We start from the raw sequence: 13,976 nt of genomic DNA on the forward strand, positions 1-13,976 counted from the left end.
GGCGCCGTATCCCCCGTCCCCGCCCCCGATGCGCGTATGGCCCCCGGCGGCCCCGGCTACCGCCGGATGAGCCTCGCCCTCTTCCTCGCCGGTGTCGCGACCTTCGCGCTGCTGTACTCCACCCAGGCCCTCCTCCCGCTGATCTCGGGCGAGTTCGGGGTCGCGGCGAGCGAGGCGAGCTGGACCGTGGCGGCGGCGACCGGCGGTCTGGCACTGTTCGTGCTGCCGATGAGCGCCCTCTCCGAGCGCTTCGGCCGCCGTACGGTCATGACGGCCTCGCTGGCGGTCGCGGTGACGGTCGGTCTGCTGGTCCCCTTCGCGCCCTCGCTGACCGCGCTGGTCGCGCTGCGGGCGGTGCAGGGTGCGGCCCTGGCGGGGCTGCCGGCCTCCGCCACGGCGTATCTCGCCGAGGAGGTCCGTCCCAAGGCGCTGGTCACGGCGATCGGCCTGTTCGTCGCCGGCAACAGCGTCGGCGGGATGAGCGGCCGGGTCATCACGGGCTGGGTGGCCCAGGAGTGGGGCTGGCGGGTCGCCGTCGGGGTGATCGGCGCGATCGCGGTGGCCTGCGCGGTGGCGTTCCGGCTGCTGCTCCCGGCGCCGCGGCACTTCAAGGCGGGCTCGCTGAAGCCGGCCGTCCTGCTGGGCACGGTCCGCACGCACCTCTCCGACCCGCTGCTGCGCCGCCTGTACGCCATCGGCGCGCTGTTCATGACGGTCTTCGGCGGGGTGTACACGGTGATCGGCTACCGGCTGACCGAGGCGCCCTTCTCCCTCCCCCAGGGCATCGTCGGCTCGATCTTCCTGGTCTACCTGGTGGGCACGGTGTCCGCGTCGACGGCGGGCCGGCTGGTCGGCCGCCTGGGCCGCCGGGGCGCGCTGTACGCGGCGGGCGGTACGACGGCGACCGGCCTGCTGCTCTCCCTCTCCGACTCCCTGGGGCTGGTCCTCCTCGGCCTGGTCCTGATCACCGGAGGCTTCTTCGCGGGCCACGCGGTGGCGTCCTCGGCGGTCAGCAAGACGGCCACCCACGGCCGCGCCCAGGCCTCGGCCCTGTACCAGTCCGCCTACTACATCGGCTCCAGCGCGGGCAGCACGGTCGGCGCCCTCGCCTTCCACGCGGGCGGCTGGGCCGGGACGGTCGGGGTCGGACTGCTGGCGGTGCTCGGCGTGGTCACACTCACCGTCCTCGGAACGCGTGCGGCAAGGGCCGGCCTGGCGCATTCCCATCGTTCGCCCGAAGGGCGCGCCGCGCGGGGCCTGGTGCGTGCGATCGCAAGGCGCCGGGCCGCCCTCGTGGCGGAGCCACGTGGGCGGTTCGGCAACGCGGCGAGCGTGCGTGCCAGGCCCCGCGCGGCAGGTGGGAATGCGCCAGGCCGGCACTAGGGCCCAGCAGCGGCTCGCGACGGCCTGAGCCGCACGTTCTACTTCCCCCTGACCGGGGTCGGCCGGTCAGGGGGATTTTTCGCACGCCGGAGGGACTACTGATTTCAGCCCGTCCGGCGTTTGAGGACGAGGCCCTTCGGGCCGATGGGGTCTGGGGGCGCAGCCCCCAGGGAGGGACGGGTAGGGGCGGCAGGGGCGAAAAACTCCTGACCTGCACGTTCACCCACTCGGGACGCCATTGTCAGACCCCTGCGGTAGTTTCCGAGTACTGGGCGCAAAGGCGCGACGCAGCACGGCCACAGGGGTGGGTGGACGATGACGGACAGCACGGCGACGACGACAGACCTCGACATCAGGCTCGAGAAGCACCGCACGGAGCTGACGGGGTACTGCTACCGCATGCTCGGCTCCTCCTTCGAGGCCGAGGACGCGGTGCAGGACACGATGGTGCGGGCCTGGCGGAGCTACGACAAGTTCGAGGGCCGCTCCAGCCTCCGCTCCTGGCTGTACCGCATCGCGACCAACGTCTGCCTGGACATGCTCACGGCGGGCAACAAGCGCGCCCGCCCCATGGACCTCACCGAGTCGACGCCCCTCGCCCAGGCCGCCCTCTCCCCCCGCCCGGACCACACCTGGCTGGAGCCGATGCCGGACAACCGCATCCTGCCGACCGTGGAGGACCCGGCGGAGGCAGCCGTCGCCAAGGAGACCGTGCGGCTCGCCTTCATGGCCGCCCTCCAGCAACTGCCGCCCAAGCAGCGCGCGGTGCTGATCCTGCGCGAGGTGCTGGCCTGGAAGGCGAGCGAGGTCGCCGAGCTGCTCGACACCTCCGTCGCCTCGGTCAACAGCGCCCTCCAGCGCGCCCGAGCCACCCTCGCCGAGCGGGAGGAGCACGGCGCCGACGCGGCCGTGTCCGACCCGCTCGACGAGGAGCAGCAGAAGCTCCTGGAGCGCTATGTGAAGGCCTTCGAGGGGTACGACATGACGGCACTGACGGCCCTCCTGCACGAGGACGCCATCATGACGATGCCGCCGTTCGACCTGTGGCTGACGGGCCACGACGACATCACGGGCTTCATGACCACCCTGGGCTCCGCCTGCGAGGGCTCCCGCCTGGTGCCGGTGCAGGTCAACGGCCTGCCCGGGTTCGCGCAGTACAAGCCGGACCCGGACAAGGGCGGCTACACCCCGTGGGCGGTCCAGGTGCTGGAGATCTCAGACGGCCGGCTCACCGGGTTCCACTTCTTCCTCGACACCCAGCGCTGGTTCCCCCTGTTCGGTCTGCCCCTCCACCTCGAAGCGGAGGCCGACGAGGTCAAGGAGGGCGTGTAGCCCGGGGTCGGGGTCGCGCAGTCTGATCCGTCCCCCGGCGCGCCGGGCCGCGAGCTGGAGCCGGGCGAGCAGATCGACCGTGCCGAGCCCCGGAGGCCCGAGCCCCGCGACATCGCACACCACGACCCCGGTGCCGGTCGTCCGCAGCAGGGCCCGGACCTGGTCGCTCAGCTCCGTCACCTCGTCCCGGGTGACGGGGCCGGCCAGCACGAGTACAGCGGGTGTCATGGCGTCCACGATCGGTAGACCCGGCAGGCGGGCACAACTCATCGGCCGGCGCCCCGACCGCGCGGTCAGGATCACGTTGACCTGGCTGCCGCCTGCCCCCGAGGGTTGCCTGTATGCGCCACCCATCAGCACCTCCCTGGATACGCCACGCCCTCCTCACCCTTGAGGAGTCCCCGTGCAGGGAGTGCTGACCGGCTTCGCGGTGATCGCGGTGGTCATCGGCGTCGGTTATCTCATCGGCCTGCGCGGATACCTGGGCGCACAGGGCCGGGAGGTCCTGACGAAGCTCGCCTTCCATGTCGCCTCCCCCGCCCTGCTGTTCACCACGCTGGCCCGGGCCGACCTGTCGGTGGTCTTCTCCAGCCGCCTGCTGGTGACCGCGCTCAGCACGGCAGCGGCGGCGGGCGTCTTCGTGGCGGTGGGCGTCGTACGGGGCTGGGGGCTGGGCCGTACGACGATCGGCGCGCTGTGCTCGTCGTACGTCAACTCCGGCAACCTCGGCATCCCCATCGCGGTGTACGTCCTCGGGGACGCCTCGCTGGTGGCGCCGGTGCTGCTGTTCCAGCTCGTGGGGGTGACCCCGGTCGCGCTGACGGTCCTGGACCTGGCGTCGGGCGAGGGCGAGAAGGGCCCGCTGTGGCGGCGGCTGCTCACCCCGCTGCGCAATCCGATCGCGCTGGGCTCACTGGCCGGCGTGGCGGTCTCGGCGGCGGGCCTGAAGGTGCCGGCGCCCGTGATGGACCCCCTGACCCTCATCGGCGGCATGTCGGTCCCGGCGGTCCTGCTCGCCTTCGGCATCTCCCTGTGCGGCAGCACGATGCCCGGCCGGGGCCCGGAGCGGCAGCTCGTCCTGCTCTCGGTCGTCCTCAAGTCAGTGGGGCAGCCCGCGGCGGCCTGGGCGCTGGCGGCCGGCGTCTTCGGCCTGCACGGAGCCCAGCTCCTCGACGTGGTGGTCACGTCGTCCCTCCCGGCAGCGCAGAACCTGTACACCTACGCCTCCACCTACGGCGTGGGCGAACGCCTGGCCCGCGACTCGATCCTGGTGTCGACCGTGTTGTCGGTGCCGGTGCTGGTGGTCGTGGCGACGCTGCTGGGGTGAGGACCTCAGCTCAGCGGGAAGATGCCGGTGTCCAGAGCCAGCTTGAACGGTGCGGGCAGCGTCAGCTCCTCTCCGAACTCCACCGCATCGAGGACTCGATACGTGCCGCTCTGCGGTTCTCCGTAGAGTGTCGCCGTGGGACGCCCCGACTGCCAGGCGTCCAACAGGAGGTAGAGCGGCACGCCTGCCGCGGCGTATCCGTGCGCCTTCTTGATGCGGTCGTGGTTCGCATTGCTCCGGGACGTGACCTCGACGACCAATTCCGCTTCGCCGGCGTGCACGCGCGTTCCTCGGCGCAGGGCAGCCCGCGGCACCACGCACAGGTCGGGGATGAAGAGGCCACCCGTCTCCGGGCATGTGAGGCCGAGTGTCTGATAGACGCCCCACTCGTCCGCAATCGCTGTGTACAGGCGGCGCTGAACCAGCTCAGCTGTGTCGTTGTGCTCTTCGGACGGCGGAGGCGACACGGTGACGATCCCTTCGATGATCTCCACCTTGCTGCCCTCGGGAGCGTCCGTCTCCTCCCAGACACGGACGATCTCGTCCCAGTCCGTGCCCTCAGGGGTTCCGGGCTCGGCGGCGAGTGCGCTCATGGCGGTCTCCGTTCGTCACGTCACCGATTCCAGCATGCCGAACGGGACCGGTGGCAGTCCACCGATCCCGTTCACCCGAATGAGAAATCCGCAGGTCAGGCGATACGTTCCAGCACCACCGGCGACGCCGAGAAGTCCGCCCCCGCGTCCACGATGTCGTAGGAACCCTCGATCGACTCGAGCGCGTACTCGAAGCGTTCCGGGGTGTCCGTGTGGAGGGTCAGGAGGGGCTGGCCCTCGGTGACCGTGTCGCCGGGCTTGGCGTGCATCTCCACGCCCGCGCCCGCCTGCACCGGGTCCTCCTTGCGGGCGCGGCCGGCGCCGAGTCGCCAGGCGGCGACGCCGATGCCGTAGGCGTCGAGGCGGGTCAGGACGCCGGAGGACGGCGCCTTGACGACGTGCTGCTCGCGGGCGACCGGCAGTTCCGCGTCCGGGTCGCCGCCCTGCGCCGCGATCATCCGGCGCCACACATCCATCGCGGAGCCGTCGGCCAGTGCCTTCGCCGGATCGGCGTCGCGGATGCCCGCCGCCGCCAGCATCTCGTGGGCCAGCGCGACGGTGAGCTCCACGACGTCCGCGGGGCCGCCGCCCGCCAGGACCTCCACCGACTCGCGGACTTCGAGGGCGTTGCCGGCCGTGAGGCCCAGCGGGGTCGACATGTCGGTCAGGAGCGCGACCGTCCGCACACCGTGGTCGGTGCCCAGGCCCACCATCGTGGACGCGAGCTCGCGGGCGTCCTCGATGGTCTTCATGAAGGCGCCGGTGCCGACCTTGACGTCCAGGACCAGCGAACCGGTGCCCTCCGCGATCTTCTTCGACATGATCGAGGAGGCGATCAGCGGGATCGCCTCGACCGTGCCGGTGACGTCACGCAGGGCGTACAGCTTCTTGTCGGCCGGGGCCAGGCCGTCGCCCGCCGCGCAGATCACCGCGCCGGTGGTGTCGAGGACGTTCAGCATCTCCTCGTTCGACAGCAGGGCGCGCCAGCCGGGGATCGACTCCAGCTTGTCGAGGGTGCCGCCGGTGTGGCCGAGGCCGCGGCCCGAGAGCTGGGGCACGGCCGCGCCGCAGGCCGCCACCAGGGGCGCCAGCGGCAGTGTGATCTTGTCGCCGACACCGCCCGTGGAGTGCTTGTCGGCGGTCGGGCGGGAGAGCGACGAGAAGTCCATCCGCTCGCCCGACGCGATCATCGCCGCCGTCCAGCGGGCGATCTCGCCGCGGTTCATGCCGTTGAGCAGGATGGCCATCGCGAGCGCGGACATCTGCTCGTCGGCGACCTCCCCGCGGGTGTACGCGTCGATGACCCAGTCGATCTGCTCGTCGCTGAGTTCGCCGCGGTCCCGCTTGGTGCGGATGACGGAGATGACGTCCATGGCCATGCAGGGCTTTCCTTCCGGGAATTACTTGGTGAGGTGCTCAGGCCCGAAGGCCTGCGGGAGCATCTCGGACAGCGGCAGGATCCCCGCCGGGGTCTCCAGGAGGAGACCGGCGCCGCCGAACTCGTAGAGCAGTTGGCGGCAGCGGCCGCACGGGACGAGGATCTCGCCCTTGCCGTCCACGCACGTGAAGTGCGTGAGACGGCCGCCTCCGGTGTTCTGCAACTCCGAGACCAGACCGCACTCGGCGCACAGGCCGAGGCCGTAGGAGGCGTTCTCGACGTTGCAGCCGGTGATGGTGCGGCCGTCGTCGACCAGGGCGGCCACGCCGACCGGGTAGCCGGAGTACGGGGCGTACGCCCGGGACATGGCGTCCCGGGCCGCCGCCCGCAGTGCCCCCCAGTCGACGCCCGTCACTTGCCCTGGCCCTTCCGGTAGCGCATGCCGTCCGCCTTGGGCATCCGCAGCCGCTGCGCGGACAGCGACAGCACCAGCAGCGTGACGACGTACGGGGTGGCGCCCACGAAGTCGCTCGGGACCTCGTCGGTGGTCAGGTACCAGACCAGGACGCCCGCGGCCACCAGGAGGCTGATGCCGCCCTGCCAGTGCGCCTTCTTGTACAGCTTCCAGCCTGCCATCGCCAGCAGCAGCACGAACAGCAGGAGCAGCAGCGCGTGGACGGTCTCGCCGCCGTTGCGCAGCTGGAGCGCGTCGGAGTAGCCGAACAGGCCCGCGCCCATGGCGAGACCGCCGGGACGCCAGTTGCCGAAGATCATCGCGGCGAGACCGATGTAACCGCGGCCGCCGGTCTGGCCCTCGAGGTAGGTGTGCGAGGTGACCAGCGCCAGGAAGGCGCCACCGAGGCCGGCGAGACCGCCGGAGACGGCCACGGCCATGTACTTGTACTTGTAGACGTTGACGCCGAGGGACTCCGCGGCGATCGGGTTCTCACCGCAGGAGCGCAGCCGCAGGCCGAACGGGGTGCGCCACAGCAGCCACCAGCTGCCGACGAACAGCGCGACCGCGAGGATCGTCACCACCGACAGGTTGGTGACCAGACCGCCGAGGATGCCGGCGATGTCGGAGATCAGGAACCAGTGGTGGTTCTCGATGGACTGGAGCCCGCTGGACAGGCCCGGGACGTCGAAGTTGGGCAGGGAGTCCACGGGCGGGGACTGCTTGGGGTTGCCGCCCTCGTCCGCCGCCTTGCCGTCCACGAAGAACAGCTTGGCGAGGTACTGGGTGGTGCCGAGCGCGAGCAGGTTGATCGCGACACCGGAGACGATGTGGTCGACGCCGAAGGTGACGGTCGCGACCGCGTGCAGCAGTCCGCCGAGGACGCCGAAGCCGACACCGCACAGCAGGCCGAGCCAGGGGCTGGACTGCCAGCCGATCCAGCCGGCGCCGAAGGTACCGAGGATCATCATGCCCTCGAGGCCGATGTTGACCACACCGGACCGCTCGGACCACAGACCGGCGAGGCCCGCGAGGCCGATCGGCACGGCGAGGCTGAGCGCGGCGGAGACCTGGCCGTCGGAGGTGAGCTGGTCGGAGCCGGAGATGACACGCACCGCCGCGACGAGCAGCAGCGCGCCGGCGACGATCATGAGGATCTGGCCGAGCGAGCGGCCCGACCGGGTGGCGGTGTCCGCCTTGGGCGCCGCGGGGGGCGGCGTGTCGGTCATCGTGGCAGTCATCACGCCACCTCCTGCTTCTGGGTCGGGGCTGCGGCCTGGGCGGCGAGCTCGGCGCCGACCCGCTGCTGCTGGCGCTTGAGTCCGTAACGGCGTACGACCTCGTAGGCGATGACGACGCACAGGACGATGACGCCCTGGATCACGCCGAGGATCTCCTTGTCGTAGCCCTCGAACTCCAGGTGGTTGGTGGTGCGCTCCAGGAAGCCCCACAGCAGGGCGCCCAGTGCGATGCCGACCGGGTTGTTGCGGCCGAGCAGCGCGATGGCGATACCGGTGAAGCCGATGCCGGTCGGGAAGTCGTTGCTGAACTGGTGGCTGTCGTTGAGCAGGGTCGGCATGCCGATCAGACCGGCCACCGCGCCCGAGATCACCATGCTGGTGGCGACCATCTTCTTCACCGACACACCGCTCGCGGCGGCGGCGGACTCGGACTGGCCGACGGTGCGCAGGTCGAAGCCGAACCGGGTGCGGCCGAGCACGAACCAGTACGCGATGCCGACGATCACGGCGATGACGATGAAGCCCCACAGCTCGCCCGCGGCGCCGGTGTCGATCTGGAAGAAGTACGAGGACTCCGGCAGCGGTTTGGTGGAGACGACGGTGCCGCCGGCCTGGAGCTCGGCGAGCTTTCCGGGCTGGAGCAGGTAGGCGATGATCGCGGTGGCGATCGAGTTCAGCATGATCGTGGAGATGACCTCGCTGACCCCTCGGGTCACCTTGAGGACACCCGCGATGGCCGCCCACACGGCACCCGTGCCCATGGCGCACAGGATGATCAGCGGGATGGAGATCCAGCCCGGCGTGGTCAGCGCGCCACCGAGCACGGCGGCGAAGAACGCCGCGATGCGGTACTGGCCGTCGACGCCGATGTTGAACAGGTTCATCCGGAAGCCGATGGCCACCGAGACGCCCGCCAGGTAGTACGTCGTCGCCTTGTTGAGGATGTAGACCTGGCTGTCGCTGGCGGAGCCGTAGGTCACCATGTCGCTGAAGGCGGCGCCCGGGTTCTTGCCGGTGGCGAGGATCACCAGGGTGGTGACGACGAGCGCGGCGACGACCGCGAGCAGCGGGGCCGCGACGCCGAGGAGCAGCCGCTCCTTGTCGATGCGTTGGGTCAGCTTGTTCATCGGGCGTCGTCCTCGTCGTCCTCGGCGGAGACCGCTGCGGAGTCCTCTGCGTGCTCCAGGTGGCCGGTGGCCGCGCCGGTCATGGCGGAGCCCAGCTCCTCGGGGGTGATGGTGGCAGGGTCGGCGTCGGCGACCAGTCGGCCGCGGTACATCACCCGCAGGGTGTCGGACAGGCCGATGAGCTCGTCCAGGTCGGCGGAGATCAGCAGCACGGCCAGGCCCTCGCGGCGGGCCTCGCGGATGTGGTCCCAGATCGCGGCCTGCGCGCCGACGTCCACACCGCGGGTGGGGTGGGCGGCGATGAGCAGCTTGGGCGCATGGCTCATCTCGCGGCCGACGATCAGCTTCTGCTGGTTGCCGCCGGACAGGGAGGCGGCGGTGACGTCGATGCCGGGGGTGCGGACGTCGTACGCCTGGATGATCCGCTCGGTGTCGCTGCGGGCGGCCTTGATGTCGAGGAGCTGGCCGCGGGAGTTGGGCTGCTCGGTGACGTGGCCGAGGATGCGGTTCTCCCACAGCGGGGCCTCGAGGAGCAGGCCGTGGCGGTGGCGGTCCTCGGGGATGTAGCCGACGCCGGCCTCGCGGCGCTGGCGGGTGGGGACGTGGGAGATGTCGGTGCCGTCGAGGGCGATCGTGCCGGTGTTCAGGGCTCGGATGCCCATGATGGCCTCGACCAGCTCGGACTGGCCGTTGCCCTCCACGCCGGCGATGCCGAGGACCTCGCCCTTGTGGATGGTGAAGGAGATGTCGTCGAGGATGATCCGCTCGACGCCGTCGAGGTCGGTCTGGGCCAGGCGCAGACCGTCCAGCTTCAGCAGCGGGACGTCCGTGACCGTGGACTCCTCGGTCTCCGGGGTGGGCAGTTCGCTGCCGACCATCAGCTCGGCGAGTTGCTTGGTCGTGGTGCCGGCCGGCTGCACGGTGCCGACGGTGGTGCCACGGCGGATGACGGTGATCTCGTCGGCCACCGACAGGACTTCGCCGAGCTTGTGGGAGATGAAGATGACGGTGAGGCCCTCGGCCTTGAGGTCGCGCAGGTTGGCGAAGAGGGCGTCGACCTCCTGGGGCACGAGGACGGCGGTGGGCTCGTCGAGGATCAGCGTCTTGGCGCCGCGGTAGAGGACCTTGAGGATCTCCACGCGCTGGCGGTCGGCGACGCCGAGCTCCTCCAGCAGGACGTCGGGGCGGATGTTCAGGCTGTACGCGTCGGAGATCTCCCGGATCTTCGCGCGGGCCTTGCCGCCGATGCCGTACAGCTTCTCCGCGCCCAGGACGACGTTCTCCAGGACGGTGAGGTTGTCGGCGAGCATGAAGTGCTGGTGCACCATGCCGATGCCGCGGGCGATGGCGTCGGCGGGGGTGTGGAAGGTGACCGTCTCGCCGTTCACCGTGATGGTGCCCTCGTCCGGCTGCTGCATGCCGTAGAGGATCTTCATCAGGGTGGACTTGCCGGCACCGTTCTCACCGCACAGGGCGTGCACGGTGCCCGTGCGGACGGTGATGTCGATGTCCTTGTTGGCGACGACGCCGGGGAATCGCTTGGTGATGCCGCGCAGTTCGACGGCAGCGGGAGGGCTGGACGCGTTGATGGCGCACTCTCCTCGGGGAAAAGGGGCTGCGTAGGGGAGGGCAGGCGTCGGCGACGCTAGCGCGGCAACTCCATGCTACACGCGTAGAGTTGACACATTGTTATGGCTCGACGAGGGGGTCTGTCGAGGCCCCCTCGCCGAGCCCGGGTTCCGGCGGGAACCGTCAGGTCAGCTGGTCTTGACCGTGATGGTGCCGTCGACGATCTTCTTCTTCGCCTCGTCCAGCTTGGGCTGGATGTCGTCGATGAAGCCACCGCTGGTGGAGAGGCTGACACCGCCCTTGGCGAGGGAGTAGACCTGGTTGCCGGTCAGCGGCTTGCCCTCGTGGACGGACTTGATGAAGTCGTAGACGCCGACGTCGACGTTCTTGACCATCGAGGTCAGGATCGAGTTCTTGAACTTGGACAGACCCGGGATGTTGTACTGGTCCGAGTCCACGCCGATGGCCCAGGCGCCCTTGACGCCGGAGATGGCCTCGATCGAGCCGTTGCCGGAGGAGCCGGCCGCGGCGTAGATCACGTCGGCGCCGTTGTCGAGCATGCCGGACGCGGCTTCCTTGCCCTTGGCGGGGTCGGCGAAACCGGAGAAGTCCGAACCGTGGGTCAGGTACTGGACGTCGACCTTGACCTTGGGGTTGGTGTCCTTGACGCCCTGGGCGTAGCCCGCCTCGAACTTCTTGATCAGCGGGGTGTCCACACCGCCGATGAAGCCGACGTGGTCCTTCTTGGTCTTCAGCGCCGCGGCGACACCGGCGAGGTAGGAACCCTGCTCCTCGGTGAACGTGATGCTGTCGACGTTCTTGGCCTTGGCGACGGCGTCGATGAGGCCGAAGCTGACCTTCGGGTACTTGGCGGCGACCTTGTCGACCGAGGTGGCGTAGGAGAAGCCGACGGCCACGATCGGGTTGTAGCCGGCGTCCGCCAGGTCGGTCAGGCGCTGCTCGCGGTCGGCCTCGGTGTCGGAGCTCTTGGCGGTCAGCTCCTTGAGGGAGCCGCCGAACTCGTCCTTGGCCTTGTCGGCACCGCGCGCGGCGGAGTCGTTGAAGGAGCGGTCACCACGGCCGCCGACGTCGTAGGCGAGACCGATCTTGATGCCCTTGCCGCCGTCCGCGGACGAGGAGGACGAGCTGTCGTTCTCGGAGGAGGTGCTGCCACACGCGGTGGCAGTCAGTGCGAGAGCTGCGGTCGCGATACACGCAGCGGAAAGCTTGGCTACCCGGCGCACGGGAGGCTCCTTCACCTGACCTGAGCGCCTCGTCGGCGCTTCATGTGAGCACCATGCCAGTGCTCGGGCCTGCACGCCCCTGCGGCGTCGGCTTCGCGGCATCGTAACGCGCGTAGATGTCGGAAACAGACCTCTTCCGAAGCCGTTATCGATTCGAGGCAAACAGCGTCTGAACTGAGGGTCTACGGCCCTGGCACACCAGGATTGCGAAGAGCGCACGATTGGCTTACGACCATGTTGCGCCGGTCGGCGGAACGGCCCTCACGGGGCCGTTCCGTCACGCTCGGATCACTGCGCGGCGTCGAGCAGGGCCGCCGCCGTGAACATCTCCACACCTACGGTGATCGCGGACTCGTCGGCGTCGAAGTCGCCCTGGTGGAGGTCGCGCACGGTCCGCTCCCCCGGGGTGCGCACGCCGAGGCGGGCCATGGCGCCGGGCACCTGCTGGAGGTACCAGGAGAAGTCCTCGCCGCCGAGGCTCTGCTCGGTGTCCTCGACGGAGTCGGCGCCGCGCCGGGCGGTCATCGCCTGGCGGAGCAGCTCGGTGACGTCGGCGTCGTTGACGACGGGCGGCACACCCCGCACGTAGTTGATCTCGGACTTGGCCCCGTGCAGGTTGGCGACCTCGTCGATCGCGGCCACGACCACGTCCGGGGCCTGCCGCCAGGTGTCGAGGTCCAGGCAGCGCACGGTCCCGGAGAGCTCCGCGTGCTGCGGGATGACGTTCGGGGCGTGTCCGGACTCGATCCGTCCCCAGGTCACGGCGAGCCCGGCACGGGTGTCGACGCGCCGGCCGACGATCGCGGGGACGTCGGTGACCACGCGGGCGGCGGCGGTGACGAGGTCGGTGGTGAGGTGCGGCCGTGCGGTGTGTCCGCCGGGCCCGTCGAGCGCGATCTCCAGCCGGTCGCAGGCGGAGGTGATGGGGCCGGTCCGCAGCCCGATCCGCCCGGCGTCGACCCGCGGGTCGCAGTGGACGGCGAGGATCTTGCCGACCCCCTCCAGCACCCCGCTGTCGATGGCGTCGGCGGCGCCGCCGGGCAGCACTTCCTCGGCGGGCTGGAAGACCAGCCGCACGGGTCGCGGCAGCAGCCCCTGCCTGTCGAGCTCGGCGAGGACGAGCCCGGCTCCCAGCACCACGGTGGTGTGCACGTCGTGTCCGCAGGCGTGCGCCCGGTCGGGCACGGTCGAGCGGTACGAGCACTCGGTCTTCGTGTCCGGGATGGGCAGGCCGTCGATGTCGGCGCGCAGGGCGAGCATGGGCCTCCGGCCGTCCCATTCGCCGATGTCACACACGAGCCCGGTCCCGACGGCGAGGACCCGGGGCTTCAGCCCGGCCCTCTCCAGCCGCTCCTTGATCGCCGCGGTGGTTCGGAACTCCTGGTTGCCGAGCTCCGGGTGCATGTGCAGGTCGCGCCGGAAGTGGACGAGCTCGGCGTGCAGCGCGTCGCTCAGCACGCCGGGGAGCACGGCTTCCCCGGGCAGTTCGACCTCGGACTCCAGTGACATCAGTTGCTTCACCCTCTAAAGGGTAGGACGCCGGGGCGACCAACCGACCCGAGATCAACAAAACTTCAACCCTTACCGGGAAGAAAATTCGGCCGCGCGACGCATGGATACGTTTTGAGGTGGGTAGGAACCTCTTTTCCCACACATACCATGCTGCGCATACCCCCGGCGGTTCTGTTCATCTGTCGAAACGGGATCGGAACGGGGCGGGGGCGAGACGGGGACGGCGTGCCGGAACGGTCACGGCCGGATGTGGGGGGCGATGTCGCAGGTGAGCGGCGGGGTGGGTCCGGGCCCCACGCATCGACGGCCTCCATTTATGGGCTACGTCACTGTTCATGACACTCAGCGGGTGCTCGATGGGCCGGGATGATTCACCTGCCCGGCTGAGCCTGCTCGCTCCATCCTCCACGGGACATCTGCACTCGCAGCCCCCTACCCCAGACCGCCACGACCCGCTTGCCGCCAACCCAGCAGCCATAGACGCGACAAGCGACCGCACACCCTGCACCCCGGCCCGCGCCTCAACGCCTCCGAGCGCAAACCCGCCCGGACCCCGCCCCTCCCCGGCCGCCCGCTCGCTTCTCCCCCGTGCTGGAGTGAGCCGAGTCAAGGGTGGCCCGCAGGGCCATCGCCGAAGGCGACGCGTGAGCGCCCTTTACTCGGCTCACGGAGGCACGACACTGCGAAAGAAGCGGGCGGTCCGACAGCACATCCAAGGCTAGGCAGCCCCCAGCTCACACCACACAAACTTCCCCCGATTCCCACCCCGGGCCGCCGCCGAACTTGATGGCGCCGAGGCGCTCGGTCATGCCGTAC

General features: G+C 70.2%; 12 protein-coding genes. 3 read left to right on the top strand and 9 right to left on the bottom strand.

Going from position 1 to position 13,976, the window contains the following annotated elements:
• Together AOJ26_RS35185 and AOJ26_RS35190 are read left to right on the top strand one after the other, a co-directional pair.
• On the top strand, positions 1-1,383 hold a 1,383-nt coding region (locus AOJ26_RS35185), incomplete at its 5' end, for an MFS transporter (RefSeq protein ID WP_420713319.1).
• Positions 1,384-1,698: 315 nt separating this feature from the next.
• A complete protein-coding gene (locus tag AOJ26_RS35190) occupies positions 1,699-2,715 on the top strand; it encodes a sigma-70 family RNA polymerase sigma factor (protein WP_053852425.1) in 1,017 nt (338 codons plus the stop codon).
• Here the strand turns inward: AOJ26_RS35190 and AOJ26_RS42410 are convergent.
• The gene (locus AOJ26_RS42410) at positions 2,599-2,985 is read right to left on the bottom strand and encodes an STAS domain-containing protein (protein WP_143663593.1); all 387 of its coding nucleotides are present in this window, start codon (positions 2,983-2,985) and stop codon (positions 2,599-2,601) included. The genes AOJ26_RS35190 and AOJ26_RS42410 overlap by 117 nt on opposite strands.
• A gap of 133 nt (positions 2,986-3,118) precedes the next feature.
• Here AOJ26_RS42410 and AOJ26_RS35195 point away from each other — a divergent pair, with 133 nt between their 5' ends.
• Positions 3,119-4,042, top strand: a complete 924-nt coding sequence (locus AOJ26_RS35195; protein WP_053852426.1) for an AEC family transporter — start codon at positions 3,119-3,121, stop codon at positions 4,040-4,042.
• Between the two features lie 5 nt (positions 4,043-4,047).
• Here AOJ26_RS35195 and AOJ26_RS35200 read toward each other — a convergent pair whose 3' ends face one another.
• The 8 genes from AOJ26_RS35200 to AOJ26_RS35235 form a co-directional block, all read right to left on the bottom strand.
• Positions 4,048-4,635, bottom strand: coding sequence for a Uma2 family endonuclease (locus AOJ26_RS35200; RefSeq protein ID WP_053852427.1), 588 nt, complete (start codon positions 4,633-4,635; stop codon positions 4,048-4,050).
• 95 nt (positions 4,636-4,730) lie between these two features.
• Positions 4,731-6,014, bottom strand: a complete 1,284-nt coding sequence (locus AOJ26_RS35205) for a thymidine phosphorylase (protein ID WP_053852428.1) — start codon at positions 6,012-6,014, stop codon at positions 4,731-4,733.
• 21 nt (positions 6,015-6,035) lie between these two features.
• On the bottom strand, positions 6,036-6,428 hold the full coding sequence (locus AOJ26_RS35210) for a cytidine deaminase (RefSeq protein WP_053852429.1): 393 nt from the start codon (positions 6,426-6,428) through the stop codon (positions 6,036-6,038).
• Positions 6,425-7,708, bottom strand: coding sequence for an ABC transporter permease (locus AOJ26_RS35215; RefSeq protein WP_053852430.1), 1,284 nt, complete (start codon positions 7,706-7,708; stop codon positions 6,425-6,427). The genes AOJ26_RS35210 and AOJ26_RS35215 overlap by 4 nt, the downstream gene beginning before the upstream one ends.
• A complete protein-coding gene (locus tag AOJ26_RS35220) occupies positions 7,708-8,835 on the bottom strand; it encodes an ABC transporter permease (RefSeq protein WP_053852431.1) in 1,128 nt (375 codons plus the stop codon). Before AOJ26_RS35220 ends, AOJ26_RS35215 begins: the two co-directional genes overlap by 1 nt.
• Positions 8,832-10,391, bottom strand: coding sequence for an ABC transporter ATP-binding protein (locus AOJ26_RS35225; RefSeq protein ID WP_179200326.1), 1,560 nt, complete (start codon positions 10,389-10,391; stop codon positions 8,832-8,834). Before AOJ26_RS35225 ends, AOJ26_RS35220 begins: the two co-directional genes overlap by 4 nt.
• 201 nt (positions 10,392-10,592) lie before the next feature.
• Positions 10,593-11,648, bottom strand: coding sequence for a BMP family lipoprotein (locus AOJ26_RS35230; RefSeq protein WP_053852432.1), 1,056 nt, complete (start codon positions 11,646-11,648; stop codon positions 10,593-10,595).
• 288 nt (positions 11,649-11,936) lie between these two features.
• Positions 11,937-13,157, bottom strand: a complete 1,221-nt coding sequence (locus AOJ26_RS35235; protein ID WP_053852433.1) for a M20 family metallopeptidase — start codon at positions 13,155-13,157, stop codon at positions 11,937-11,939.
• Positions 13,158-13,976 lie beyond the last annotated feature (819 nt).

Source organism: Streptomyces sp. NRRL B-24085, from assembly GCF_001282115.1.
Taxonomy (GTDB): Bacteria; Actinomycetota; Actinomycetes; order Streptomycetales; family Streptomycetaceae; genus Streptomyces.

What these genes read in the sequence shown, in the direction of transcription:
- AOJ26_RS35190 (WP_053852425.1), top strand. Translation starts at nt 1,699, where the DNA reads ATGACGGACAGCACGGCGACGACGACAGACCTCGACATCAGGCTCGAG.
- AOJ26_RS42410 (WP_143663593.1), bottom strand. Translation starts at nt 2,985, where the DNA reads ATGAGTTGTGCCCGCCTGCCGGGTCTACCGATCGTGGACGCCATGACA.
- AOJ26_RS35200 (WP_053852427.1), bottom strand. Translation starts at nt 4,635, where the DNA reads ATGAGCGCACTCGCCGCCGAGCCCGGAACCCCTGAGGGCACGGACTGG.
- AOJ26_RS35205 (WP_053852428.1), bottom strand. Translation starts at nt 6,014, where the DNA reads ATGGCCATGGACGTCATCTCCGTCATCCGCACCAAGCGGGACCGCGGC.
- AOJ26_RS35215 (WP_053852430.1), bottom strand. Translation starts at nt 7,708, where the DNA reads ATGACTGCCACGATGACCGACACGCCGCCCCCCGCGGCGCCCAAGGCG.
- AOJ26_RS35220 (WP_053852431.1), bottom strand. Translation starts at nt 8,835, where the DNA reads ATGAACAAGCTGACCCAACGCATCGACAAGGAGCGGCTGCTCCTCGGC.
- AOJ26_RS35235 (WP_053852433.1), bottom strand. Translation starts at nt 13,157, where the DNA reads ATGTCACTGGAGTCCGAGGTCGAACTGCCCGGGGAAGCCGTGCTCCCC.